This is a genomic window from Streptomyces cadmiisoli (genome assembly GCF_003261055.1).
Lineage (GTDB): Bacteria > Actinomycetota > Actinomycetes > Streptomycetales > Streptomycetaceae > Streptomyces > Streptomyces cadmiisoli.
Genome location: NZ_CP030073.1, coordinates 4187336 through 4213114, shown reverse-complemented (window position 1 = coordinate 4213114; position 25779 = coordinate 4187336). Strand labels below are relative to the sequence as shown.

The following is a 25779-nucleotide window of genomic DNA, read 5'->3' as shown; positions in this document are numbered from 1 at the left end:
CTGCCGGTTCGGCACGCGAGTAGGCGGAACTCCCACTATTGTGCTGAGTTGTGCCTCGCCCATTGGGAGAACTCGAAGACTCGGTCATGACGCGGGTGTGGAAGTGGAACCGCCCGGTGACCGTTCGAGAAGTCCTGGAAGACCTCCAGCAGGATCGGTCCATCGCCTACACCACGGTGATGACCGTTTTGGACAATCTCCATCAGAAGGGCTGGGTACGCCGCGAAGCGGAAGGCCGGGCCTATCGATATGAGGCGGTCTCCACCCGAGCCGCCTACGCCGCCGCCCTCATGAACGACGCGTGGACGCAGAGCGACAACCCCGCGGCCGCGCTCGTCGCCTTCTTCGGCATGATGAGCGAGGAACAGCGACAGGCCCTCCGGGACGCCGTACGCATCGTCGAGGGACCGGAAACAGCCGAGCCCCAAGTCCCGGATTCCGCCCCCGCCTCGGATACCGGCGGCGAGAACCCGGACGAGAACCCGGACGAGAAGCCCGGCAGCCCCGGTGAGAACCCGCGCGAGAACCCCGGCTCCGCACCGGAGGCCCACGGGCGATAGCGTCCGCTCATGTCCGCAGAGAGTCCCGAAGTCACCGCAAAAGCCATCACCGTCCGCCGGGCCCGGACCAGCGATGTCCCGGTCGTGCGCCGGCTGCTCGACGCCTACGTCCGCAAGGGCATCCTGCTCGACAAAGCCACGGTGACGCTTTACGAGGACATCCAGGAGTTCTGGGTCGCGGAACGGGACGGCAACGCCGAGGTGGTCGGCTGCGGTGCCCTGCACGTGATGTGGGAAGACCTCGCGGAAGTCCGCACTCTCGCCGTGAAGCCCGGTCTGAAGGGCGCCGGCGTCGGCCATCAGTTGCTGGAGAAGTTGGTCGAGACCGCACGCTGGCTGGGCGTTCGGCGCGTTTTCTGCCTGACCTTCGAAGTGGAGTTCTTCGGCAGTCACGGCTTCGTGGAGATCGGTGAGACGCCGGTCGACACGGATGTCTACACCGAGCTGCTGCGTTCCTATGACGAGGGTGTCGCGGAGTTCCTCGGACTCGAACGAGTGAAACCGAACACCTTGGGCAACAGCCGGATGCTTCTGCATCTGTGATCGCCCGGGGTATGCCGACGGTATGCGAAGAGTATTCCGCGCGGTCACGCTGCCCGGGTTCCCTATGTCCGAAACGCGCATGTTTCCGGGTCGGTGAGCGCGGACTGGTCTCTGTCGGGGGTTTGTGTTTTTCCCGCAAAAGCGGTTTGCTTTCCGACGTACTGCTGTAGTGCATATAACAGGGGGCGGCGAAACGGGCGGACGCCGCACAACCCCGGCCCTCACGTTATCGATGAAAGGAAATCCGGTGGCACAGAAGGTTCAGGTCCTTCTTGTCGACGACCTCGACGGCGGCGAGGCGGACGAGACGGTGACGTTCGCGCTGGACGGCAAGACGTACGAGATCGACCTCACGACCGCCAACGCGGACAAGCTTCGCGGCCTTCTCGACCCGTATGTGAAGGGCGGCCGGCGTACCGGTGGCCGTGCTTCCGGCGGGCGTGGAAAGGCGCGTGCCGCTTCGGGTGGCAGCCAGGACACCGCTGCGATCCGTGCTTGGGCCAAGGAGAACGGTTACGAGGTCAACGACCGTGGCCGCGTGCCGGCGTCCATTCGCGAGGCCTACGAGAAGGCCAACGGCTGAGCGCTCGCGCGCCGCAGTCGGATCCGGTGGCAGTGGGTGGCCACCGTCTCCACCAGCCGTACGAGATCGGGGGCGCTTCCGCCGCCCCCCAAGGCCGACAGCGTCGGCAGCGAGGCCTCGACCTCGCACCCCGGTTCAGGGGGCCGCAGCCACACGGCGGCCCCCTGAAGAGGTTCGGGCCCCGCGGTCCCGGACCGCGGCGCACCGGGCGCCGGATCCCTCCGTGCCGGCCCCGCCGGGGGCAGCGGCGCGTCGATGACCCCGCCCTCGCCCACGGCCGTCAGGTCCAGGGCCAGTGAGCCCCACTCCAGCCAGCTCAGCAGCCCCGGCAGCTCCCGGGCGCTGTCCGCGGCGACCAGGAACCGCATGCGGCCGTCCTGGAGCGCGACCGGCGAGTCCTGCCGCAGGTGCCGCAGCGCGGCCCGGCCCGCCTCCTCGGGGACGTCCAGGACGTCGAAGCGCAGCCCCACGGCCAGCCGCAGTGGAGAGCCGGGCACCGTGGCCCAGCCGAGCCCGTCCTCGTACCACCGTCGGACCTGACCGCTCGGATCGGGCGGCCGACGGGGCGGCGGGACGGTGTGCGCGGGGGGCGCGGAGCCAACCATGCCCGGCGCAACCATGAAAAAGTCTCCCAAGTTACGCTGGGTGGCCACTCGAACGCGCGGCGTGCGGAAATGGGGGGCGTGTGGGGGTGCGGGGAGGCGCAATGTTGTTCGCCCGTAGCGGAGGGAACCAGTGCGCGCGGCATGGACTGTCAGTCCGAGCGGGTAAGACATCCCTAGTGGGAGGGGGCGACACGCAGGAAAGGCCGTCTCACGTTCGCCATCGGCGTACTGGTGGTGAGGGTAACTGCCTGGCCTGCGGGAACATCGTCTCGCACCATCGGGTTGGAGCATATGTCGGCGTTCGGGGTCAGGAGGCCATCGACGGTGTCGGCAGTTGGAATGAGCGGTCCCCGCTTGCGGGACTAAGCTGCGGAAGGACAGGGAGGGGAAGTTCCCCTTACTGCCTGACCGCTCTGAGGAGCGATTAACGATGTTCGAGAGGTTCACCGACCGCGCGCGGCGGGTTGTCGTCCTGGCTCAGGAAGAAGCCCGGATGCTCAACCACAACTACATCGGCACCGAGCACATCCTCCTGGGCCTGATCCACGAGGGTGAGGGTGTCGCCGCCAAGGCCCTTGAGAGCCTCGGGATTTCGCTCGAGGCGGTCCGCCAGCAGGTGGAGGAGATCATCGGCCAGGGCCAGCAGGCCCCGTCCGGGCACATTCCCTTCACCCCCCGTGCCAAGAAGGTCCTGGAGCTGTCGCTCCGCGAGGCCCTTCAGCTGGGCCACAACTACATCGGCACGGAGCACATCCTGCTCGGCCTGATCCGTGAGGGCGAGGGCGTCGCCGCCCAGGTCCTGGTCAAGCTGGGCGCAGATCTGAACCGGGTGCGGCAGCAGGTGATCCAGCTGCTCTCCGGCTACCAGGGCAAGGAGACCGCCACCGCCGGTGGTCCTGCCGAGGGCACCCCCTCCACGTCCCTGGTCCTCGACCAGTTCGGCCGGAACCTCACCCAGGCCGCTCGTGAGTCCAAGCTCGACCCGGTCATCGGGCGCGAGAAGGAGATCGAGCGGGTCATGCAGGTGCTGTCCCGCCGTACCAAGAACAACCCGGTCCTGATCGGTGAGCCCGGCGTCGGCAAGACCGCCGTCGTCGAGGGCCTCGCTCAGGCCATCGTCAAGGGCGAGGTGCCCGAGACCCTCAAGGACAAGCACCTCTACACCCTGGACCTCGGCGCGCTGGTCGCCGGCTCCCGCTACCGCGGTGACTTCGAGGAGCGCCTGAAGAAGGTGCTCAAGGAGATCCGCACGCGCGGCGACATCATCCTGTTCATCGACGAGCTGCACACGCTGGTCGGTGCGGGTGCCGCCGAGGGCGCCATCGACGCCGCGAGCATCCTCAAGCCGATGCTGGCCCGTGGTGAGCTGCAGACCATCGGCGCCACCACGCTGGACGAGTACCGCAAGCACCTGGAGAAGGACGCGGCCCTCGAGCGCCGCTTCCAGCCCATCCAGGTCGCCGAGCCGTCCCTGCCGCACACGATCGAGATCCTCAAGGGTCTGCGCGACCGGTACGAGGCGCACCACCGTGTCTCGATCACCGACGAGGCGCTGGTCCAGGCCGCCACCCTGGCCGACCGGTACATCTCGGACCGCTTCCTGCCCGACAAGGCGATCGACCTGATCGACGAGGCCGGTTCCCGGATGCGCATCCGCCGGATGACCGCGCCGCCGGACCTGCGCGAGTTCGACGAGAAGATCGCCGGAGTCCGCCGGGACAAGGAGTCCGCGATCGACTCGCAGGACTTCGAGAAGGCCGCCTCCCTGCGCGACAAGGAGAAGCAGCTCCTCGCCGCGAAGGCCAAGCGGGAGAAGGAGTGGAAGGCCGGCGACATGGATGTCGTCGCCGAGGTCGACGGCGAGCTGATCGCCGAGGTCCTTGCCACGGCCACCGGTATCCCGGTCTTCAAGCTGACCGAGGAGGAGTCCTCGCGTCTGCTGCGCATGGAGGACGAGCTCCACAAGCGGGTCATCGGCCAGGTCGACGCCGTCAAGGCGCTGTCGAAGGCGATCCGCCGTACGCGTGCCGGTCTGAAGGACCCGAAGCGTCCGGGTGGTTCGTTCATCTTCGCCGGCCCGTCCGGTGTCGGTAAGACCGAGCTGTCCAAGGCCCTCGCCGAGTTCCTCTTCGGTGACGAGGACGCGCTGATCTCCCTCGACATGTCGGAGTTCAGCGAGAAGCACACGGTGTCGCGTCTCTTCGGTTCGCCCCCCGGCTACGTGGGCTACGAAGAGGGCGGCCAGCTGACCGAGAAGGTCCGCCGCAAGCCGTTCTCCGTCGTCCTCTTCGACGAGGTGGAGAAGGCCCACCCGGACATCTTCAACTCGCTGCTGCAGATCCTGGAGGACGGTCGCCTGACCGACTCCCAGGGCCGGGTCGTGGACTTCAAGAACACGGTCATCATCATGACGACCAACCTCGGCACCAGGGACATCTCCAAGGGCTTCAACCTGGGCTTCGCGGCGCAGGGTGACACGAAGTCCAACTACGAGCGCATGAAGAACAAGGTCTCGGACGAGCTCAAGCAGCACTTCCGGCCCGAGTTCCTCAACCGCGTCGACGACGTGGTCGTCTTCCCGCAGCTGACCCAGGACGACATCCTGCGGATCGTCGACCTGATGGTCGGCAAGGTGGACGAGCGCCTGAAGGACCGGGACATGGGCATCGAGCTCTCCCAGTCCGCCAAGGAGCTGCTGGCACAGAAGGGTTACGACCCCGTGCTGGGTGCCCGGCCGCTGCGCCGCACCATCCAGCGCGAGATCGAGGACTCCCTGTCGGAGAAGATCCTCTTCGGCGAGCTGCGTCCCGGCCACATCGTGGTCGTGGACACGGAGGGCGAGGGCGACGCCAAGACCTTCACCTTCCGGGGTGAGGAGAAGTCGGCGCTGCCGGACGTCCCGCCGATCGAGCAGGCGGCCGGCGGCGGAGCCGGGCCGAACCTGAGCAAGGAGGCGTAAGCCTCGGGTCATGACAAAGGGCCGGTGCCTTCGGGCACCGGCCCTTCGTCATGCCGTGCGGGCGCCGGCCGGTGGGAGCGGGCGGCCGGTCACGGCCCGGGTCAGGAGAGCTGGCCGCCGTAGTCCGGCAGCTTGTAGGTCTTCTCGGCGTGGCCGCCCGACAGGTCGGTGGTGTTGTTGCCGATGTTCGCGATGATCGTGTAGCCCTTCGACTCGATGTCGACGCGCTGGGCGGTCTTGTACGCGGCGACGTTCTTGAAGAGGTCGAAGAAGCCGCGGACGTAGAGGCCGTCGACCTCGTAGCCGACCTTTTCGAGGTTGTACTCGGTCGGCAGGTGCAGGATGCCCGGGCGGGCGGTGACGAAGAAGATGTCGACGCCGCGGTCCTGGGCGTACTCGGCGATCTCCAGGACCGGCTGGTTCGCGGGCTGGGGGTAGCGGAAGCCGAAGTCGGTCTCCAGCGTGGTGTTGTCGATGTCGAAGACGATCGCCGGCCTCTCACCCGGCCCGGCCTCGGCGATCCGCTGCTTCACGTACGGCAGCGCCTGGTCCATCACGGCCCGGCAGTCCCGCTGCCAGGTGTCGTAGTCCACGTCCGCCGCGGCTGCGGTGGTCGCCTTCGTCGTGCCGGTGCCGGTGCCGGTCGCGGCCTGGGCGGGTGCGGCGACGGTCACGAGGGCGGCCGCGGCGACGGCGGTAGCGGCGGTGCGGCTCGCCCAGGGGCGTCGTCTCGTCATGGGGGGTCCCTTCACGCCCGTGCGGTGTCTCCGCACGGCATGTCTACGTGTCGTGGGCATGCTCGTAGGTGTGGATGGCCTGAGGGGAACCGTAGGGTTACTGGACGGTAGGTGAACAGGGGTGTGCGTCACACAACTCCGCGCATTTTCGCGACAGTCGGCCGCACCGGGAGCGGTTCGAGGACGTGCTCCGGCAGTTCGGTGACACCGGCGGCGAGGTTGACGGTGACCTCGCGCAGGTCCGGGAAGAGGGCCGGGACGGCCGAGAGGTCCGCGCCGCCGTCGACGTTGTTCAAGCGCACAGCGGTGACCCCGGTCAGGGGCGGGCCCTGCCGCCCGACCGCCCGCCAGTCGGTCCGCAGCTCCTCCAGGGCGGGGAGGCGGGCGATCTCCTCGAAGTCCTCCGGGGCCAGTGCCGCTGCCGGGGCGGCGAGGGTCAGCCGCCGCAGCGTCGACAGCCGGTGCAGGCCGCGCAGGCCGGTGTGCGCCGTGGCGTTCCCGGTGAGCCGCAGGTGGCGCAGCGGCAGGTCCCGGGGCAGGGCCTCGTCGAGGGAGGCGGCGAGCAGGGTGATGCCGAGGTCGAGCTGGGACAGGGCCGCGGAGCCGGACAGCGGGGACAGCGCGCCCGGCCGTTCCAGTCCGGGCAGGACGCCGAGCGAGAGCCGGCTCAGCGGGAGGCGGGCCAGCGGGGCGACGTCCTGGACGTGCGGGCATCTGGTGAGCTCCAGATGGGTGAGCCGGTTCAGACCGGCCAGGCAGGCCAGGTCCCGCAGCCGGTCGTTGCCGCGGACGATCAGCTCGGCGACGTCGTCGGGCAGCGCGGCGGGGTCGAGGCCGCCGGCCAGCTGGAGCGAACGCCGCCCGCCGAGTTCGCCGAGGACGCGCAGGTGCTCCGCCGAGTGCGCGGCGAAGAAGAGGCCGTCCGGTCGCAGATGGGCGATGACCTCCGTGCCGTACCGCCGGGCCGGGAACCGGTGCCAGGTCCAGCTCAGTTGGGCCCTGACGTCCAGCGCGGGGTGGTCGCGGTAGCGGGCCAGGACCGGCAGCGCGGCCTCGGTGCCGATGAGCGACGCCGTGACGACCACGGCACGGGCCTCGCCGTCGCCGAGGCCCTCGGGACCGGGCAGCAGCTCCAGGGCCAGCGGGCCGGCCGAGGCGAGGGCGCGTGCCTCGTCGGTGGTGCGGGGCGGGATCAGCGGAGCGGCGTTCTGTTCGACCTCGGCCCGCACCCGGGGATCCAGCTCCGTCGCGTGCTCCAGCGAGGCCAGGGCGAGCAGCCGGACGCGCGTGCCGGCGCCCGCCTCCAGCCGGTCCGCCGATCCGATCAGGTCCCGCAGCAGTGCGGCCCGCTCGCGGGGCCGGGCGTGCGCCACCGCCATCCGGACCACGTCCGCCCACTGCTCGTCCGCGGCCCCGCGCACCAGGAGCCCGAAGTCGCCGTCCTCCACGGCGGCCCGGGCGCCGAGGTAGTCCTGGAAGGTGCGGTGCGTGAATTCGACCGTCCCGGCCGTGGGTTCACGCAGCAGGCCGCTGCGGACCAGCAGATGCCGCAGGATCCGCGCGGCGTCGCCCTGGGCCGCGGCGCCCGGCAGGGACGGCAGTACGTCGGCGACGATCCGTTCGGCGCGGTCGCGGTCCAGCTCGGACCGGTTGTTGCGGATCAGCCAGTACGCCAGGCGCTGGAGCAGCTGGATCCGGGTGAGCTCGGTGAGGTGCACACCGCTCCCGTGCGGGAGCATGTCCCGTTCCTCGTCCCGCCGGGCCAGCAGCATCGACAGGGCGGCGTCGTACAACTCCTGCCGGCCGCCGGGCAGATGGCCCCGGCGGTCCCGGTGCAGGGCGCAGATCAGTCCGCACATCAGCGGGTTGGTGGCGAGGCGGCCGAGGTCGGGCTTGGTGCGCAGGGCGTCGAGGAGGGAGCGGCGGTGGCCGTCGAGGCGGTCGGGGTCGGCCGCGCCGGTCCGGGCCGCGGTGTACCAGCGGTCGACGAACGCGGTCACGTCGTCGCCGCTCATGGGGGTGAGCATCAGCTCGGTGAAGCCGTCCTCGGTGAGCCAGTCCGACCGTACGGCGGAGGGGCGGGAGGTGACGAGCCACTGGTTGCCGGGATAGGCGTCCAGGAGGCCGCGCAGCCAGTGCCGGGTGCCTGCCCGCTCCCGTTCGGGGATCTCGTCGAGTCCGTCGATCAGCAGCAGCCCGCGGCGGGCGCCGAGGACACGGTCGGCCCAGCCGTCCGGCTGGGCGGCGTGGAACGGGACGCGCGCGGCGGCCAGGAAGGCGTCGGGGCCGGGGAGGCCGTCGGGGCGGCGGACGAGGGTGCGCAGCGGCAGGACGAAGGGGATCCGGTCGCCCCGGGCGGCGGTCACCGCCAGCCACTGCACCAGGGTGGTCTTGCCGGCGCCGGCCACCCCGCGCAGCAGTACCCGGTCGTGCTCCGCGAGGGCCTGTTCGGCGGGGATCGCGGTGGCGGCCGCCGGAAGGCCGCGGCCGTCGGGGTCGGCGGTGTCGTCGTCCTCGCCGGGGCGGAGCGCCGTCAGGCTCAGATAGGCGGCGTCCAGGGGCCAGCGGTCCGGGGAGTCGTACAGGTCGATGCCGTAGATGGTGAGCCGGCTGTGCGTGGTGGTGACGTGGGTCAGGTAGCGGTGCTCGAAGGCGGTGTCCCGGCCGCCGGGGGGCGGGGTGCGGGCGATGAGTTCGTCGACCTTGGCCATGAGTTCGCGCTGTCGCCGGGTCTGCTCCACCAGGGTCCGGGCGACGAAGGTGGAGCGCTGGGTGAAGAAGTGCAGGACGTGCAGACAGGCCGTGGCGAGCAGCCGGTCGTGGAAGTGGCCGGCGTCGAGGGACAGCTCCCGCTCGGGGTGGCCGGCGGCGGCGCCCAGGCGGGCGGCGAGGGCCTCGTGGCCCAGTTCCACGGCCTGGACGTCCGTCATGGTGAGGTCGCCGAGGGCGTGCAGGCTGTCGGCGAGGGCGTGCACGACGGCCACCTCCTCACCGGCGGGCAGCGGGCGCTCACCGGCGTCCTTCAGGGCCCGGCGGACCAGCTCGGCGGCCAGTCCGGTCACGTCGTCGCGGCCGAGCAGGCACTGCTCGCCCCGGAAGGACACGTAGCCGGATATCCGTACGGGGCGGTCCACCAGCCCGGCGCCCGGTCCCTCCGCCCTGAACAGCTTCCGTACGAGCGGTGCGACCACTGCGGACGCCAGCCGCATGCCGATGACCGACGGTTCCACCCGGCCTCCCCCTGAGCCCCGTTGGCAGGAAACCGCAGCGTAGCGCCCGTCACATTCAGGGGTCCTTCGATCTTGGCCCCCGGTGACATGCCGCACAGGCGATTTGGAGGGTACTAGCAGGAATAGTAGAGAGGGTGATAAGGGCAAAACAGACAATTAGCCCCGTGTTCTGGGATAGAGAGGGTTGTTCTGGGGGGATTTGTCCCGAATATCGCCTCTGTCAATGGTCCGGGGGTTTTGTGGCGGAGTACTAGATTCCGTCGTAGATCACACCCTTTGGGGTTTCGGGGTCGGCGGGTTACCAAGGGATGGCCACTTCGGCGGACGTCCGTTCGCGGGGTGGTTTCCCAGTCCCCGGCCCCATGAGGTTTCGCATGTTCTCGCGTGTCACGTCCCGTTCTTCCCGTACGTTCCAGCTCCGCAACCGCGCGGCCGTGCTGGCCGCCGGTCTCGGCGCCTCGGTCGTGCTGGGAACCGGGGTCGCGGCCGCGGCCAACACCGCCACGGCTCCCACCACCGCCACCGTCGGTGTCGCGAACGCCGTCAAGGCGCAGGCCGCGGCTCAGGCGAAGGCGGCCGCGGTCGCCGCCGCCGCGAACACCAAGGCGACCGCCAAGGTGACCCAGGTCAAGTCCGCCCCGGTCAAGAAGGCCGCGGGCTGGACCGCCCCGGTCAAGAGCTACCAGCTCAGCGCCAGCTACGCGCAGGCCGGCGGTATGTGGCAGTCCACCCACAGCGGCCAGGACTTCGCCGTCCCGACCGGTACCCCCGTCGTCGCCGCGGGCGCCGGCACCGTGGTCAAGGCCGGCGGCAACGGCGCCGGTGACGGTCCCGCGTACGGCAACGCCGTCGTCATCCGGCACGCCAACGGCGTCTACACCCAGTACGCCCACCTTTCCAGCGTCAACGTGAGCGTCGGCCAGTCCGTGGGTGCCGGCCAGCGCATCGCCCTGTCCGGCAACACCGGCAACTCCAGCGGCCCGCACCTGCACTTCGAGGTCCGCACCAGCCCCAACTACGGCTCCGCCATGAACCCGGTCGCCTTCCTGCGCGGCAAGGGTGTGACGCTCTGAGGCGGTTGACCGCCTCGCCGGCGGGGCCGGCGGCCGACGACCGAACAGTCGTACCGGCCCGCGGCCCCACGGCCTAGCCCTCCGGCCCACCCCGGTGCGCCTGGGTCACCATGTCGACGGCGACCTCGAGGATTGCCTTGCGCTTCTCCTCGGGGTCGCCTTCGAGTTCCCCCATCACGAACACCATGCCCGCGTGCAGCGTGAAGATCGCGCTGACGCAGCGGACCTGGTCCGCCAGGGTCGCGTCCGGGTCGATGATGATGGCGCGCAGCCCCCGCAGGCGTTCCTTGAACAACTCGCCGATGCGCAGGTCCCGTACGGTGGCCTGGTTCTCGTGCATGAAGCGGAACAGCGGCTCGGCGTCGGTGAGCAGCCGGCTGTAGCGCCGGACGATCTCCTGCTTCGTCTCCAGCGTGTGGGGTTGGTGTCCGCCCCACTCGACCAGTTCGTCGATCGGCTGCATCAAGTCGTCGAAGATGCTGACCAGGATCTCTTCCTTGGTCTTGAAGTGGTAGTACAGCGCCGCCTTGGTGACGTCCAGGTGCTCGGCGATCTCGCGCAGCGACGTCTTCTCGTAGCCCTGCTCGGCGAAGAGCTCCAGTGCCACGTCCTGGATGCGCTGGCGCGTGTTGCCGCGTCGCTGCTGCCTGCTGCCGACCATCCTGCCGCCCGTCCTCGTGACTCCTGGTGGACAAAAACTTACTTGACGCCCGGCTAGTACGCGAGCTACGTTCCCAGGGAACTAGCCGGGCGGCAAGTAAGTTGGGGGAGCGGTGGCGGACATAGCGACCGATGACACGGACACCGGGAAGCAGTCCAGGAGCGTGCGGGTCGTCCTGCTCGCCCTGATGATCGCGATGATGCTCGCGATGCTCGACAACATGATCGTGGGTACCGCGATGCCGACGATCGTCGGTGATCTCGGCGGTCTGCAGCATCTGTCCTGGGTGGTGACCGCGTACACCCTCGCGACCGCCGCCTCCACCCCGCTGTGGGGCAAGCTCGGCGACATGTACGGGCGCAAGGGCTCGTTCATGACCTCGATCGTGATCTTCCTGATCGGCTCCGCGCTCAGCGGCATGGCCCAGGACATGGGCCAGCTGATCGCCTTCCGCGCGGTGCAGGGCCTCGGCGCGGGCGGCCTGATGGTCGGTGTGATGGCGATCATCGGTGATCTGATTCCGCCCCGTGAGCGGGGCAAGTACCAGGGCATGATGGCCGGCGTCATGGCGCTGGCCATGATCGGCGGACCGCTGGTCGGCGGCACCATCACCGACCACTGGGGCTGGCGCTGGACGTTCTACATCAACCTCCCGCTCGGCGCGGTCGCCCTGCTCGCCGTCAGTGCCGTACTGCACCTGCCGAAGAAGCGGGCCAAGGCCCGGATCGACTACCTGGGCGCCGGGCTGCTCACCGTCGGCATCACCGCGATCGTCCTCGTCACCACCTGGGGCGGCACGGAGTACGCCTGGACGTCCGCGCGGATCATGGAACTCATCGGTATCGGCGTGGTCTCGCTGGTCGGCTTCGTCCTCTGGCAGACCCGGGCCGCCGAGCCGATCCTGCCGCTGCACATCTTCCGCAGCCTCAACTTCACGCTGATGTCCGTGATCGGCTTCATCACCGGCTTCGTGATGTTCGGCGCCACGCTGTTCCTGCCGCTGTACCAGCAGTCGGTGCAGGGCCAGTCCGCGACCGACTCCGGGCTGCTGCTCCTGCCGATGCTCGGCGCGATGCTCGTCACGTCCATGGTCGCCGGACGGGTCACCACCAACACCGGCCGGTACAAGATCTTCCCGATCGTGGGCGGCGTGCTGCTGATCATCGGGCTGTACCTGCTGTCCCTGATGGACACCGGGACCTCGCAGTTCACCTCCGGTGTGTACATGGCCGTCCTCGGCCTGGGCATGGGCTGTCTGATGCAGATCACCATGCTGGTCGCGCAGAACAGCGTGGAGATGAAGGACATGGGCGTGGCGTCCTCGTCCACCACCCTCTTCCGCACCCTCGGCTCGTCCTTCGGCGTCGCCATCATGGGCGCCCTGTTCAACGACCGCGTCCAGGACGTCATGGCCGAGCGGGCCGGCGCGCTGGGCTCGAAGGTGACCGAGCAGTCGGCGCAGCTGGACGCCGCGAGCCTGGCGGAGCTGCCGGCCGCGGCGCGGGAGGCCTACCAGCACGCGGTGTCCGCGGGTACCCACGGGGCGTTCCTGCTGGGTGCCGTCGTGGCCCTGGTCGCGCTGGTGGCGGCGCTGTTCGTCAAGGAGGTGCCCCTCAAGGGCGCGGGACCGAACAAGGGCGACGAGCCGTCCGACGCCGCTCCCTCGCAGGCGGCGGTGACGGAGGCGGTCTGACGGGGGCGGGCCGGCGTGGACAGGGCTTCCGGTCGGGCTCGATCAACGGCTCCGGGCGGCAGCGGCCGCCCGGGGCCGTTGTCAGTGGTGCGTGTCACCGTCTGCCCCATGGACAGACCGCGCGAGCCGGGCCGCCGGCGAGCCCGGTCGATCGCTCGGCCGACGCTGCCCTAGTCCCCCGGCAGCATCGGATAGCTGCCCGTGTTGGTCGGCGCGTGTTCCGGCAGCCACAGCACGGCGACCGCGCCCTCCGCCGTCATGTCCGGCGCGGCGCCCGGCGGGCGGACGTTGCGGAAGGTCAGACGGGCGCCGAGCACACGGGCCTGGCCGGCCGCGATGGTCAGGCCGAGGCCGTGGCCGTGCCCGGCGCGGTCCGTGCTGCCGGTGCGGAACCGGCTCGGGCCGTCGGCCAGGAGATCCTCGGGGAAGCCGGGCCCGTGGTCGCGGACCCGGATGACGCGGCCCTCGACGGTGACCTGCACCGGCGGCTTCCCGTGCCGGGCGGCGTTGGCGAGCAGGTTGAACAGCACACGCTCCAGCCGCCGCGGATCGGTCGTCACCTCCGACTCGTGCACCACCAGCACCTCGATGTCCGGGTCCTTCGCGGCGACGCGCCGGGCGACGAACTCGCCCAGCATGATGTCCTGAAGTTCCGCCCGCTCGGAGGCACTGTCGAGGCGGGCGACCTCCAGGACGTCCTCCACGAGGGTGCGCATCGCCTTCGCCCGGTCCAGCACCAGCTCGGTCGGACGCCCCGGCGGGAGCAGCTCGGCGGCCGTGAGCAGTCCGGTCACCGGGGTTCGCAGCTCATGGGCGATGTCGGCGGTGACCCGGCGCTCGGCCTCCAGGCGCTGCTGGAGCGCGTCCGCCATCGCGTCGACGGCCCGCGCCAGGTCGTCGGTCTCGTCCCGGACCACCCCGCCGATGGCCTCCCGCACCCGTACGTCCGGTTCGCCCTTGGCGACCCGGTTGGCGGCGGCCGCCGCCTTGCGCAGCCGCCCCGACAGCTGCCCGCCGATCAGCACGCCGAGCGCGCTGCCGCCGAGCACGGCCGCGATGGAACCGATGAAAAGGGCCTGGTCGAGGTCCTTCAGGATGTCCGTGCTGCGGTCGGTGAACCCCGTGTGCAGGGACATCACATGCCCGTCCTTGAGCGGCACCGCCGCCCAGATGTCCGGCTCGCCCCGCCGTCCGTCCGCCACGAACGTCGCCCGCCGGCCCTGCTTGACCTTCGCGCGCAGCTCGGCCGGCAGACGAGGGTCGTCGATCTTGATGTCGGGGAAGTTCGGGCGACCGGACAGCTCGTAGTTGCGCTGCGCGATCTGCAGCCGCTCGTCGGCCAGGTCGCGCGCGTTGTCCAGCATCGACACCCGGGCGGCGTTGTGCACGACGAGGCTCAGCGCGATCGCGACCAGCGCGCCGACCAGCGCGATGGCCGCGCTGAGCTTCCACCTCAGCCCCGTACGGATGCCCGCGCGCTCGACCCGCTCCGGGACCAGGCGAAGAAAGATCCCCCGCATGACCGTGCCCCGCTCAGGCCTTCAACTTGTAGCCGAAGCCGCGGACCGTCTCGATCCGGTCCTGGCCGATCTTCGTACGCAGCCGCTGCACATGGACGTCGACGACGCGGGTGTCGCCGCCCCAGCCGTAGTCCCAGACCCGCTCCAGCAGCTTGTCGCGCGACAGCACGGTGCCCGGCGCGGAGGAGAACTCCAGGAGCAGCCGCATCTCGGTCGGGGTGAGCGCCACGGGCCGGCCCTCCCGGCGCACCTCCATCCCCTCGGTGTCGACCTCCAGGTCGCCGAAGGTGAGCACCGGGCCGTCCGCCGGGGAGCCGGCCTCGTCGGCACGGCCGGCACCGCCGCCGGCATGGCCGAAGCGGCGCAGCACGGCACGGATCCGCGCGACCAGCACGGCACCGTCGAAGGGCTTGGTCACATAGTCGTCGGCGCCCGCCTCCAGGCCCAGGACCACGTCGATCGAGTCGGCCCGCGCCGACAGCATGATCACGGGGACGGTCGACTCGTCGCGGATCCGGCGGCACAGGCTGACCCCGTCCAGACCGGGCACCATGACGTCCAGCAGCGCGATGTCGGGGCGGTTCGCGCGGAACGCCTCCAGGCCCGACAGCCCGTCGGGCATCGCGGTGACCGCGAAGCCGTCCCGCTCCAGGGCGAGCTGGGTGGCCTCGCGGATGACGTCGTCGTCCTCGACGAAAAGGACGTGGGTCTGGTCTGCCATCCGGCTGCTCTCAGTCCTCGTGTGCCATGCGTTCGTGGGGGGTCTCAGTTGCTCTCGGGCATCGCGGTGGCCTCGCCGCCGACCACGGCGCTGTAGTCGTTGCGCGTGCGGTACTTCTCGGCGAAGCGGCCCGAGGTCCACCGGTAGGTGATCACGTCCTCGCCGGACGGGATCGACACCGGGTCCCCCTTTTCGTACACCTGCTTGGTCACGACCAGATCACCGCGGTCTATCTCGGCGTAGACCGGGGGTTCCTCCGCCTTGAAGACGTTCCGGTAGACGCCGCTCTGCTCGTGGTAGACGTACGAGCCGATTCCGACGACATCGTCGCAGGTCACGACGTTGACGACGACATCGTCGGCGGTCGAGCCGGTCAGATCGCCGTACGACAGGTCGACCGGGTACTCGTCAGCAACGCACGGCTTCAGTGAGCGTTTGACCGTCGTCGAGACCTCCGGGTCGGCCATGAGCAGCTTCACCGCCGTGGCGCGGTCGAGCGACCTGGTGGGCGGCAGGGCCGAGGGCTTCGATGCCACCGCGTCGTCATCGGTGTCGCCCGCCAGCGCCTCGGGGCGGGCCGGGCCCTCGTCGCGGGCTCCGGTGCCGCCGGTCGCGCAGGCGGCGACCAACAGCGAGAGGGCGGCGAGGACGATCGCCGCCGTACTCGCCGCCCGCAGGCTGCCGTGTTCCGGTGCGGGCGGCCCTTCGCCGGTGCCGCCGGGGGCGGCTTCGGTGGGGCGGGCCAAGCTCCGCGTCTCCGGCACGATCCGCCGGACAGGCCTCAGGCCGCGCAACGCTCCCGCTCCTCACGCTCGAGCGCGCGTGCGTCCAGATCGCGGGCCTCCAGCTCCTCACGGAGCCGGGCGAGCGCCCGGTGCAGCGTGCTCTTGACCGTACCCGCCGACATGCCGAGGGCGGCGGCCGTCTCCTCTGTGGACATCTGCTCCCAGTGTCGCAGCACGACCACGCTGCGCTGCTTGGGGGCGAGCACCTTCATGACGTCCATCAGCAGGGCGCGGTCCGCGTGCTGCTCCGTGGCGTCGTCCACGGAGGCGTCCGGCAGTTGCTCGGTGGGCACCTCCTCCAGCTTCCGCGCACGCCACCACTCGGTCCTCGTGTTGATCATGACACGGCGCAGGTAGGCGTCGGCGAGCCGCTTGTCGGCTATGCCGTCCCAGCGGCCGTACGTCCGGACCAGCGCCGTCTGGAGCAGGTCCTGGGCGTCGACCGGGTCCGGCACCAGCCGGCGCGCGCTGCGCAGCAGCGCGTCCTGCCGGGTGCGGACGTACTCCTCGAACTCGAGCACCTCGCCCTGCGCCATGATCAACCGCCTCCGTATCCCCGTCGTCCCCGTTGTCCGACCTGTGCGCTGTCGGAGTTCACTGCCGGAGTCCACTCGCCTGTGGTCCGTAGCCGTCCCTGCCCTGTCGGGCACGGAGATGAAGCTACGGAGGCGTTGTCACGGGGCTGTGCGGAGCAGCCTGCGGGAAGCCCTCGGCTGTCCGTCGGTTGTGTAACGGAAGTAGGCGCGGGTTAAAGGAGGGAACCGGATCGAACAGGTATGGGTCGATTTGGAGTTACGACGGCGCCGCGAGCATCCGCTGCTCTGTCACGTCGTCCTGTTACGTCGTCCTGTCACGTCGCCGGGGTGCGTGCCACCCGGGTGCGTTGCCGCCGGGGTGTGCCGACGGCGGTGGTGGCGGTGGCGGTGGCAAGTGCTGCGGCGGTGTGGTGTGCCGTCGCGGTGCGGCCATTTGTGGTGCGGCGTGGTGCTGCGGCGGCGTTCGCTTTTCGACGACGGCCCTGTCGGCCCGTGTGTCGCACCGGCCTGTCGGTTCGGCCGGTTGTGTCGGCCTGTTGCGTGGGCCCGTCCGGCGGGCCGGTGTCGTGGCCGGGTGTCAGCTGAGCGGCAGCCGGTACAGGCCGCCCGGCAGCGGCTCCACGAGCCCGTCGGCGACCAGACCGTCCAGCGCACGCGCGCGCTGCACCGGCTCGTGCCACACCCGGTCGAGCGCCGCCTGCGGCACGGGCGCGTGCGCCTCGCGCAGTACGGCGAGCAGCTTGCCCCGCACCTGACGGTCGGTACCGGCGTACGTCTGCCCGCGGCGCGGCGGACCGTCGTGCTCCGGCTTGCCGGCCAGCTGCCAGGCGCAGTGCGCGGCGATCGGGCAGCGGTGGCAGCTCTCGTTCCTGGCGGTGCACACCAGCGCGCCCAGCTCCATCGAGGCGGCGGCCCAGCGGGCGGCGGTCGTCTCGTCCTCGGGCAGCAGTGTGCGGGCGAGCCGGCGTTCGGCGGCGGTGGTGGCGTTGGGCGGGTACTGCACACCGGTGACCGCGCGGGCCAGGACCCGGCGGACGTTCGTGTCGAGGACGGCGTGCCGCTGGCCGTAGGCGAACGACGCCACGGCCGCCGCCGTGTACTCGCCGATGCCGGGCAGAGCGAGCAGCTGGGCGTGGTCGGTCGGCACGTCTCCGCCGTGCCGTTCCGTTATGGCGACGGCCGCGCCGTGCAGGCGCAGGGCACGGCGCGGGTAGCCGAGCCGGCCCCAGGCGCGGACGGCCTCGCCGGGGGCCTCCTGGGCGAGGTCGGCGGGACGGGGCCAGCGGGCCAGCCACTGCTCGTAGACGGGCTGGACGCGGCTGACCGGGGTCTGCTGGAGCATGAACTCGCTGACCATCACTCCCCAGGCGCCGGCCTCCGGGCGCCGCCAGGGAAGGTCGCGCGCGTGCTCGTCGAACCAGTCGATGACGGGGGAGTGCAGCTCGGCGCCGGGGAACGGGCCGGGGACGACGTCGGCGGGGCGGGTGTGCGAGGGCTTCGTGGGCGCAGTCATGGCGATTCCGATCCTGCCACGTCGGCGGGCGCAGGCGTGGATGGCGCGGGCCGGGGCGGGTCCGCGGTGTCGGCTTCCGCCGCGCACCGATCCATGGCCAAAGGTGCAAGGGCCGCGGTCGCGAACGCCGTCCCTTTCGCGCACCGCTCGGTCAAGTGCCTTGTTCACGTGGGGCCTTGCCGGTGCATCCGGCGCTCACGGTCACGGACCGTGGGGGCGAGGGCAGTTCGGTGACTCCCCGTGGCGGCCCCGGCCTCGCGCCGACACTTCGAGGCGGCGCCGCGGCGTGTTGCCGGGATGATGATCCGGAAAAGTTGTGGCTCCCGGCGGCGGGTGGGGCAAGTTGGCGCACCGATCTCTCGTACAGTTTGCGCCGTGGGATCTCTGCGCAATCCGGTCGGGCCGCTTCCCTCCTCCATCTACTGGCGACGGAGGGCCATCATGCTGTCCGTGCTCGCCCTGTTGGCACTGCTGGTCGCCTGGTTCCTCATGGCGGGCGGCGGAGGCGGCGGCAACGGTGCGAAGGGGCCCGACGGCAAGAACCCCGCCCCCTCGATCACACCGGGACCGTCCGGTTCCGGGCCCGCGATCAGTGAAGCTCCCGGCGGACGCGACGAGTCGGGCGACGGGGACTCCGCCGGCTCGGGCGAGAACGGCTCCGGGGACGGCTCCGGAGAGGGCGCGGGCGCCGGTGGCTCCGGCGGGTCCGGCGACGGCGGCAGCTCCGCGGGCAGTGGCGGGGCCGGGTCGGGCGGCGTCGTGTCCGGCGGCGGTGCCGGAGCGGGCGACACCCTGCCCGCCGGGTCCACGCTGCCCAACTGCTCCCCGAACGCCGCGAAGTTCACGCTGCGCAGCGAGCGCAACTCCTACTCGCCGGACGAGACGCCGGTCTTCCGGCTGGCCGTGCAGAATTCCTCCGGTAGCGACTGCAAGGTCGATCTCGGGCCGAAGAAGGCCATACTGACGATCACTCAGGCGTCGGGTGACGATGCCTACTGGTCGTCCGACGACTGCCCCGAGGGCTCCGGCAGCCTGCTGTACCGCGTGCCCGCGGGCAGCGGCATCACGTACACCGTGGAGTGGGACCGCAAGCCGAGCGCCCCCGGCTGCGGGACGCCCCCGGCCGGCGCGGCCGGTGCGGGGACGTATCTGCTGGAGGCGTCGGCGCCGGGGTTCAAGAAGGCGCGGACGTCGTTCGTGCTGGCCGCCGACTAGTGCCGCGGCAGGCAACGGCCGCCCCGTCGCGACGCCCGGCACGCTCCCCCACTGCCTGAAAGGCGTGGGAGGTGCCCCCACTCGCCGCACCGGCCGAAAGCCCGAGTACGTCCGGTACGAGGACTTCCGGCCGGCACGCCGAGAGCACGCACCGGACGCCGCTCCTTGACGGGCGAACGTTGCCTGCCGCGGCACTAGGACACCGGGGCCCGTCGGGGCCGGGCCTCGCCGCGTGTCGGCCGCTCGGGCTCAGACGTATCGTTCGAGGATCGACGACTCCGCCAGCCGCGACAGGCCCTCCCGGACGCTGCGCGCCCGCGCCTCGCCCACGCCGTCGACCGTCTGAAGGTCGTCGACGCTGGCGGCGAGGAGCTTCTGCAGTCCGCCGAAGTGCTCCACCAGCCGGTCGATGATGGCGCCCGGCAGGCGCGGCACCTTGGCCAGCAGGCGGAAGCCGCGCGGCGACACCGCGGAGTCCAGCGCCTCCGGCGATCCGGTGTACCCCAACGCGCGGGCGACCGTGGGCAGTTCGAGCAGCTCGGCGTGGCTCAGGGCGTCCAGCTCGGCCAGCGCCTCGTCGACCGTGCGGGAACGCTTGGCGGTGGGCTCGGGGACGTAGTCCCGGACGACCAGCTCGCGCTCCGGTTCGACACCGGCGATCAACTCGTCCAGCTGAAGGGCGAGGAGACGCCCGTCGGTGCCCAGTTCGACCACGTATTCCGCGATCTCGGTGGCGATGCGGCGCACCATCTCCAGGCGCTGCGCCACCGCGGAGACGTCCCGGACCGTCACCAGGTCCTCGATCTCCAGCGCCGACAGCGTGCCCGCGACCTCGTCCAGCCGGAGCTTGTAGCGCTCCAGGGTCGCCAGGGCCTGGTTGGCGCGGGACAGGATCGCCGCGGAGTCCTCCAGGACACGGCGCTGCCCGTCCACGTACAGGGCGATCAGCCGCATGGACTGGGAGACCGAGACCACCGGGAAGCCGACCTGCTTGCTCACCCGGTCCGCGGTCCGGTGGCGGGTTCCCGTCTCCTCGGTCGGGATCGTGGGATCCGGAAGGAGCTGGACACCCGCGCGGAGGATCTTCGACAGGTCGGAGGAGAGCACGATGCCGCCGTCCAGCTTGCACAGCTCGCGCAGCCGGGTCGCGGTGAACTCGACATCCAGCACGAAACCGCCCGTGCACATGGCCTCGACCGTTCTGTCGGAGCCCAGCACGATGAGCCCGCCGGTGTTGCCGCGCAGGACCCGCTCCAGGCCGTCACGCAGCGACGTGCCGGGAGCCACCGCGCTCAGCGAGGCGCGCATCAGGCCATCGGTACCGGCACTCCCACCGGACTTTCCGGGAGCTGCTGCCCGGTCGTTGGCTGCCACTGCACTCCTCCGGTCGCAGGTTCTGGGGCGCTCCCGTATGCGCACTCGGTTCGTACGGACGGGCGAGACCAGGGCAAAGTCTACCGGCGGTCCTCCTCGTCCCGGGGGGCCTCTCGGCGACGGGAGCGGGGGAGGACCCTGAGCGCGTCCCCTATGTCCGCGACTTCCAGCACCTTCATCCCGGCGGGGATCTTGCCCGGGTCGCCCGGCACGAGCGCGTGCGTGAAGCCCAGGCGGTGCGCCTCGGAGAGTCTGCGCTGCACGCCCGTGACGCGTCTCACCTCGCCCGCGAGGCCGACCTCGCCGATCGCGACGAGGTTCTTCGGCAGCGGGGTGTCGCTGGCCGCCGACGCCAGCGCGAGGGCGACGGCGAGGTCGGCGGCGGGCTCGGACAGCTTCACTCCGCCGACCGTCGCGGAGTAGATGTCCCTTTTGCCCAGGGCGCTGATGCGTCCGCGCTGTTCCAGGACCGCCAGCATCATGGAGACACGGGAGGTCTCCAGACCGGACGTCGTACGGCGCGGGGAGGGGATCTGCGAGTCGACCGTCAGGGCCTGGACCTCGGCGACCAGAGGGCGGCGGCCCTCCAGGGTGACCGTCAGGCAGGTGCCCGGCACCGGTTCGGCGCGGCGGGTCAGGAACAGGCCGCTGGGGTCGGCGAGACCGGTGATGCCCTCGTCGTGCAGCTCGAAGCAGCCGACCTCGTCGGTGGCTCCGTAGCGGTTCTTGACGCCTCGCACCAGGCGCAGGCGGGCGTGCCGGTCGCCCTCGAAGCTCAGCACCACGTCCACCAGGTGCTCCAGCAGACGCGGGCCCGCGATCGCGCCGTCCTTGGTGACATGGCCCACCAGCAGCGTCGACATGCCGCGCTCCTTGGAGGCGCGGATCAGGGCGCCGGCGACCTCGCGGACCTGGGCCATGCCGCCGGGCGCGCCGTCGATCTCCGGGGAGGCGACCGTCTGCACCGAGTCGAGGATCAGCAGCGACGGCTTCACCGCGTCCAAGTGGCCCAGGACGGCGGCCAGATCGGTCTCGGCGGCGAGATACAGGTGGTCGTCGATGGCGCCGATCCGGTCGGCGCGCAGCCGGACCTGGCTCGCGGACTCCTCGCCGGTCACATAGAGGGTGCGGTGCTCGTCGCTGGCCGACTTGGCCGCCACGTCCAGCAGCAGGGTGGACTTGCCGACGCCGGGCTCGCCCGCGAGGAGCACCACCGCGCCGGGCACGAGCCCGCCGCCGAGCACCCGGTCCAGCTCGGGCACACCGGTGGAGCGGGCGGTGGCCTGCCGGCCGTCGACCTGGCCGATGGGCAGCGCGGAGTTCGTCACGCGGCCGGGTGCCGTGGTGCGCACCGCGGGCGCGCCGTACTCCTCGACGGTCCCCCAGGCCTGGCACTCGGGGCACCTGCCGAGCCACTTGGCCGTCTGCCAGCCGCATTCGGTGCAGCGGTAGGACGGGCGGTCCTTGGTGGATTTCGTACGGGCAGCCATGGACGAACCGTAGCCCCCGCCACCGACAGCCGGGGAAGGGCGGTGCGGTGCCGCCTCCGGTGCCGTGCCGGAGCCGCCCCGGCGGAGGGGCCCGGCCCGCCCCGAACCGGTGACGCCCGCCACGAACGGGCCACGGAACGGAAGGTTCCTGTCCTCTTATGAGGGATCGTTTCACCCGTACGAATTAAAAGAGCTCGACGCGGCGGAAGGCGCCGTCCGCCGCCGCCTACGGTCACCGGGTGATGAGCAGCAGCCAGGACACCTCGACCCGCACGACCGGCGCACACCGGACGCGACGCGAGGCGCGCGACCGCGCTGCGGCGCGCACCCTGGCGCAGCGTCCCCCCGCCCGTTACGAGCCCTACCTGGACGGCCTGTTCACCTACTGCCTCTCCGTGCTGTGCGACCACGAGGCCGCGACCGGCGCCCTCGGCGAGGTGCTCGCGCTCGCCGAGCGCCGCGGCCAGCGCGCCCCGGAGGCCGCCGGGGACCGCAGGGCCTGGCTGTACGCACTGGCCCGCTGGGCGTGTCTGCGCAAACTGGCCGAGGCCAAGCAGAAACGTCAGGCCACGCACGCCGCGGGACGGCCCGGCACCGACCGGCAGCACGGCAGACAGCCCTACGCGCCGCCCGTATCCGAGGACGTCCAGGAGCGGCGCCGGCGCGAACTCGGGCTGCTGGCCTGGCCGGAGGCGGCCGGCACCACCCCCGAGCAGCGCGAGGCGCTGGAACTGGCCGTACGCCACCATCTGGCCGTCCACGAGGTCGGCGCCGTCCTCGGCATGGAACTCGCCGCCGCCCGCGAACTGCTCGCCTCCGCCGCCTGCGAGGTCGAACGCACCCGGGCCGCTCTCGCGGTCGTCGAGACCAGCGGCTGTCCGGGCGTGGCGCGGCTGGCCGGCGACAACCAGCTCGTGCTCAGCGCCGCGGTCCGCCGTGAGCTCGTCCGGCACGTCGACGACTGCCCCCGCTGCCGGCGGACCGCCGAGCGCGCCGCCGCGGGCCGCTGGCCCGGCGCCGGGGTCACACCCGCCGAGCTGCACGTCCTGGAGGCGCCCCGCGCGGCGCTGCACATGGTCATGGCGCACCACCCGCGCGCGCGGGGCGCCGCCGCGCCGCGTTTCGACCGGCGTGGCTTCCCCATGGACCCCAAGGACCGCGCCGCCCGCAGGGACCGGCTGCGCGCGCGTGCCGTCACCACGACCGTGGTGGCCACCGTCGTGGCGGCGCCCGTACTGGCCCTGTGGTCCGCCTACCGGGGGGCGCCGCTCACCGGCGAGGGCGAGGACGGCCGTGCGGCCACCGCGAGCCGCGACGACGGCGCCGCGACGCTGGACGGCGAGACGGCGGGCGGCGGCTACGAGAACGCCGGCAACGCCAGCACCCGCCCCGGTGGCCGCTTCTCCCACGACCACGGACCCGACGTCTCCGTCGAGGTCGTCAGCGTCGCCGGCGCCGGACGCAAGGGAGCCGGGCAGCTCGCGGTGAGCGCCGACAACAGCGGGGACACCACGCTGATCACGCTCACCGCCTCCGGGCAGGCCCCGGTGCGCTGGTCCGCGACCACGGACGCGCCCTGGCTGTATCTGAGCCAGTCCGCAGGAACGCTCCGCCCCGGCGAGTCGCTGACCGTCAAGGTGTACGTCGACCAACTGCGGGAGCCCTCCGGCCACTGGACCGCCCGCGTGGCCGTCTCACCGGCCGGCGCCGTCGTCACCATCGGGGGCTACGGCAGCGTGCCCACCCCGTCCGACCCGGACCCCGCGCCCAGTACTCCCACGGGACCGCCCCCGTCCCATCCGGACCCGACGCCGTCGACACCGACCACACCGCCGTCGACGCCTCCCTCGACGCCGCCGACGACCCCCACCGATCCCCCGCCGAGCGACCCGCCGACGACGCCGCCCGATCCGGAGCCCACTCCCGACGACTCCACCCCGTCCGACCCGGGTGACTCGACCCCGCCCCCCGGCGACACCGGGGACCCGGACCCGACCACGTCGTGACACGGGCGGGCGCCCCCGGCACCGGCCGGGGCGCGAGGGCGTCAGCGGGCCGGATCCGCCGGATGCGGCGCCAGCAGGGGCAGCTGGGAGTTCAGGCGCTGCTCGCACAGCTCGACCAGGCGGTCGTAGCCGGCCTTGCCCATCATCTCGGTCAGCTCGGCGCGGTACGAGACGTACACCGGGTCGCCCGCGCCGTGCGCGGAGGTCGCCGACGTGCACCACCAGTGCAGGTCGTGGCCGCCCGGACCCCAGCCCCGGCGGTCGTACTCACCGATCGAGACCTGGAGCACGCGCGTGTCGTCGGGCCGGTCGATCCACTCGTAGGTCCGGCGGACCGGCAGCTGCCAGCACACGTCCGGCTTGGTCTCCAGCGGTTCGCGGCCCTCCTTCAGGGCGAGGATGTGCAGCGAGCAGCCCGCGCCGCCCGCGAAGCCGGGCCGGTTCTGGAAGATGCACGAGCCCTGGTGGGGGCGGGTCTGGCGGGAGCCCTCGTCGTCCTCGGAGACCCAGCCGCGCCGGGTGCCCTCGGCGTGGTTCTGCCAGATCTCCGGCGTGAGCCTCGCCACATGCGCGGCCACCCGCTTCTCGTCGTCCTCGTCGGAGAAGTGGGCGCCCAGCGTGCAGCAGCCGTCGTCCGCGCGGCCCGCCTGGATGCCCTGGCAGCCGCTCCCGAAGATGCAGTTCCAGCGAGAGGTCAGCCATGTCAGATCACACCGGAAGACCTGCTCGTCGTCCGCCGGATCGGGGAACTCCACCCACGCGCGCGCGAAATCGAGGCCCTGCTCGTCGTCCGCCAGGGCTTGCCGAGACTTCTCCGGTGCGTTCACCGGCGAAGAACCCTTGGCTGATTTGGCCTTCTTGTCTGCCTTTTCGGCCTTCGCCTTTTTCGTCTTTGGCACGCGTCCAGGGTATGTCGCCCGCGGCCCTTGCCGGGACCGCCTCGGGGACGGCGCACGGCGCCACTGGCAGTAGCGTTCCGTACATGAGACTCGGTGTCCTCGACGTGGGATCGAACACGGTGCATCTGCTGGTGGTGGATGCACACCCCGGCGCTCGCCCGCTGCCCGCGCACTCGCACAAGGCGGAACTGCGCCTCGCTGAACTCCTGGACGGGGACGGTGCCATCGGCCCCGACGGCGTCGACCGGCTGATCGCCGTCGTCCACGACGCGCTCCAGGCCGCCGAGGACAAGGGTGTCGAGGAACTGCTGCCGTTCGCGACCTCCGCCGTGCGGGAGGCCAGCAACGCCGACGACGTCCTCACGCGCGTGCAGACGGAGACCGGCGTCCGGCTCCAGGTCCTCACCGGCGCCGAGGAGGCCCGGCTCACCTTCCTCGCCACCCGCCGCTGGTTCGGCTGGTCGGCCGGGAAGCTGCTGGTGCTGGACATCGGCGGCGGCTCCCTGGAGATCGCCTACGGCATCGACGAGGAGCCCGACGCGGCCGCGTCCCTGCCGCTCGGCGCCGGCCGGCTCACCTCCGCCTGGCTGCCCGGCGACCCGCCCGCCTCCGACGACGTACGGGCGCTGCGCCGCCACGTGCGGGCCGAGATCGCCCGCACGGTCGGGGAGTTCAGCCGGTTCGGCGCCCCCGACCACGTCGTGGCCACCTCCAAGACCTTCCGGCAGCTCGCCCGCATCGGCGGAGCCGCCCGCTCCGCCGAGGGCCTCTACGTCCAGCGCGAGCTCAAGCGCCAGTCCCTGGAGGCCTGGGTCCCGCGCCTGGCCGGGATGACCGCCGAGGAGCGCCAGGAACTCCCCGGTGTCTCCGACGGCAGGGCCGGCCAGCTCCTGGCCGGGGCCCTGGTCGCGGAGGCCGCGATGGACCTCTTCGGCGTGGAGACGCTGGAGATATGCCCGTGGGCCCTGCGGGAGGGCATCATCCTGCGGCGTCTGGATCACATGGGACCGGTGTGACGGTGCGGGGAGCGGTGTGAAGCGGGGGGACGGACAGGACCCCGAAGAGGGTCGTGAAGC

General features: G+C 71.5%; 21 protein-coding genes. 9 read left to right on the top strand and 12 right to left on the bottom strand.

What is annotated here, in order from left to right; all coding sequences use genetic code 11:
* Positions 1-86: 86 nt before the first annotated feature.
* The 3 genes from DN051_RS18045 (at position 87) to DN051_RS18035 (ending at position 1686) form a co-directional block, all read left to right on the top strand.
* Positions 87-560 (top strand): BlaI/MecI/CopY family transcriptional regulator, encoded by a 474-nt coding sequence (locus DN051_RS18045; RefSeq protein ID WP_053762947.1) that lies wholly within the window; start codon positions 87-89, stop codon positions 558-560.
* Positions 561-569: 9 nt separating this feature from the next.
* Positions 570-1103, top strand: coding sequence for an amino-acid N-acetyltransferase (locus DN051_RS18040; RefSeq protein WP_053762940.1), 534 nt, complete (start codon positions 570-572; stop codon positions 1101-1103).
* 247 nt (positions 1104-1350) lie between these two features.
* Entirely contained in the window at positions 1351-1686 is a 336-nt protein-coding gene (locus DN051_RS18035) for a histone-like nucleoid-structuring protein Lsr2 (RefSeq protein ID WP_030872805.1), read from the top strand.
* Here the strand turns inward: DN051_RS18035 and DN051_RS18030 are convergent.
* On the bottom strand, positions 1665-2291 hold the full coding sequence (locus tag DN051_RS18030) for an SCO3374 family protein (protein ID WP_053762939.1): 627 nt from the start codon (positions 2289-2291) through the stop codon (positions 1665-1667). The genes DN051_RS18035 and DN051_RS18030 overlap by 22 nt on opposite strands.
* 430 nt (positions 2292-2721) lie before the next feature.
* Here DN051_RS18030 and DN051_RS18020 point away from each other — a divergent pair, with 430 nt between their 5' ends.
* Entirely contained in the window at positions 2722-5250 is a 2529-nt protein-coding gene (locus tag DN051_RS18020) for an ATP-dependent Clp protease ATP-binding subunit (RefSeq protein ID WP_053762938.1), read from the top strand.
* A 101-nt stretch (positions 5251-5351) separates the two neighbouring features.
* Here the strand turns inward: DN051_RS18020 and DN051_RS18015 are convergent, their stop codons facing one another.
* Together DN051_RS18015 and DN051_RS18010 are read right to left on the bottom strand one after the other, a co-directional pair.
* Positions 5352-5987 carry an HAD family acid phosphatase gene (locus DN051_RS18015; protein WP_112439069.1) on the bottom strand — a complete coding sequence of 212 codons (636 nt, stop codon included), beginning with the start codon at positions 5985-5987 and terminating at the stop codon, positions 5352-5354.
* A 128-nt stretch (positions 5988-6115) separates the two neighbouring features.
* Positions 6116-9217 carry an NACHT domain-containing protein gene (locus DN051_RS18010; RefSeq protein WP_112439068.1) on the bottom strand — a complete coding sequence of 1034 codons (3102 nt, stop codon included), beginning with the start codon at positions 9215-9217 and terminating at the stop codon, positions 6116-6118.
* Between the two features lie 374 nt (positions 9218-9591).
* Between DN051_RS18010 and DN051_RS18005 the strand changes: the two genes are divergently transcribed.
* The gene (locus tag DN051_RS18005; protein ID WP_053762935.1) at positions 9592-10290 is read left to right on the top strand and encodes a M23 family metallopeptidase; all 699 of its coding nucleotides are present in this window, start codon (positions 9592-9594) and stop codon (positions 10288-10290) included.
* Positions 10291-10363: 73 nt separating this feature from the next.
* Here the strand turns inward: DN051_RS18005 and DN051_RS18000 are convergent, their stop codons facing one another.
* Positions 10364-10951 (bottom strand): TetR/AcrR family transcriptional regulator, encoded by a 588-nt coding sequence (locus DN051_RS18000; protein WP_053762934.1) that lies wholly within the window; start codon positions 10949-10951, stop codon positions 10364-10366.
* A gap of 112 nt (positions 10952-11063) precedes the next feature.
* Here DN051_RS18000 and DN051_RS17995 point away from each other — a divergent pair, with 112 nt between their 5' ends.
* Positions 11064-12644, top strand: coding sequence for an MDR family MFS transporter (locus tag DN051_RS17995; RefSeq protein ID WP_053762933.1), 1581 nt, complete (start codon positions 11064-11066; stop codon positions 12642-12644).
* A 170-nt stretch (positions 12645-12814) separates the two neighbouring features.
* On the opposite strand, the gene cseC is transcribed toward DN051_RS17995, so the two are convergent.
* From cseC to DN051_RS17970, 5 genes are all read right to left on the bottom strand, one after another.
* The gene (gene cseC / locus DN051_RS17990) at positions 12815-14164 is read right to left on the bottom strand and encodes a two-component system sensor histidine kinase CseC (RefSeq protein ID WP_053762932.1); all 1350 of its coding nucleotides are present in this window, start codon (positions 14162-14164) and stop codon (positions 12815-12817) included.
* A 13-nt stretch (positions 14165-14177) separates the two neighbouring features.
* Positions 14178-14885, bottom strand: a complete 708-nt coding sequence (cseB, locus tag DN051_RS17985) for a two-component system response regulator CseB (RefSeq protein WP_053762931.1) — start codon at positions 14883-14885, stop codon at positions 14178-14180.
* Positions 14886-14929: 44 nt separating this feature from the next.
* On the bottom strand, positions 14930-15631 hold the full coding sequence (locus DN051_RS17980) for a hypothetical protein (protein ID WP_420709232.1): 702 nt from the start codon (positions 15629-15631) through the stop codon (positions 14930-14932).
* Between the two features lie 35 nt (positions 15632-15666).
* Complete coding sequence (locus DN051_RS17975; RefSeq protein ID WP_053762945.1) at positions 15667-16206, bottom strand: SigE family RNA polymerase sigma factor; 540 nt, start codon at positions 16204-16206, stop codon at positions 15667-15669.
* 577 nt (positions 16207-16783) lie between these two features.
* Entirely contained in the window at positions 16784-17719 is a 936-nt protein-coding gene (locus DN051_RS17970) for an HhH-GPD family protein (RefSeq protein WP_053762930.1), read from the bottom strand.
* Between the two features lie 375 nt (positions 17720-18094).
* Here DN051_RS17970 and DN051_RS17965 point away from each other — a divergent pair, with 375 nt between their 5' ends.
* Positions 18095-18934, top strand: a complete 840-nt coding sequence (locus DN051_RS17965; protein WP_079001828.1) for a hypothetical protein — start codon at positions 18095-18097, stop codon at positions 18932-18934.
* Between the two features lie 249 nt (positions 18935-19183).
* Here the strand turns inward: DN051_RS17965 and disA are convergent, their stop codons facing one another.
* Both disA and radA read right to left on the bottom strand, forming a co-directional pair.
* Positions 19184-20308, bottom strand: a complete 1125-nt coding sequence (gene disA, locus DN051_RS17960) for a DNA integrity scanning diadenylate cyclase DisA (RefSeq protein WP_053762929.1) — start codon at positions 20306-20308, stop codon at positions 19184-19186.
* A gap of 80 nt (positions 20309-20388) precedes the next feature.
* Positions 20389-21798, bottom strand: a complete 1410-nt coding sequence (gene radA, locus DN051_RS17955) for a DNA repair protein RadA (protein ID WP_053762943.1) — start codon at positions 21796-21798, stop codon at positions 20389-20391.
* Between the two features lie 239 nt (positions 21799-22037).
* Here radA and DN051_RS17950 point away from each other — a divergent pair, with 239 nt between their 5' ends.
* Positions 22038-23804 carry a BACON domain-containing protein gene (locus DN051_RS17950; RefSeq protein WP_199314949.1) on the top strand — a complete coding sequence of 589 codons (1767 nt, stop codon included), beginning with the start codon at positions 22038-22040 and terminating at the stop codon, positions 23802-23804.
* A gap of 41 nt (positions 23805-23845) precedes the next feature.
* On the opposite strand, the gene DN051_RS17945 is transcribed toward DN051_RS17950, so the two are convergent.
* On the bottom strand, positions 23846-24703 hold the full coding sequence (locus DN051_RS17945) for a DUF3109 family protein (RefSeq protein ID WP_053762927.1): 858 nt from the start codon (positions 24701-24703) through the stop codon (positions 23846-23848).
* Positions 24704-24786: 83 nt separating this feature from the next.
* Here DN051_RS17945 and DN051_RS17940 point away from each other — a divergent pair, with 83 nt between their 5' ends.
* Positions 24787-25719 carry a Ppx/GppA family phosphatase gene (locus DN051_RS17940; protein WP_053762926.1) on the top strand — a complete coding sequence of 311 codons (933 nt, stop codon included), beginning with the start codon at positions 24787-24789 and terminating at the stop codon, positions 25717-25719.
* The last annotated feature ends 60 nt before the right edge of the window (positions 25720-25779 follow it).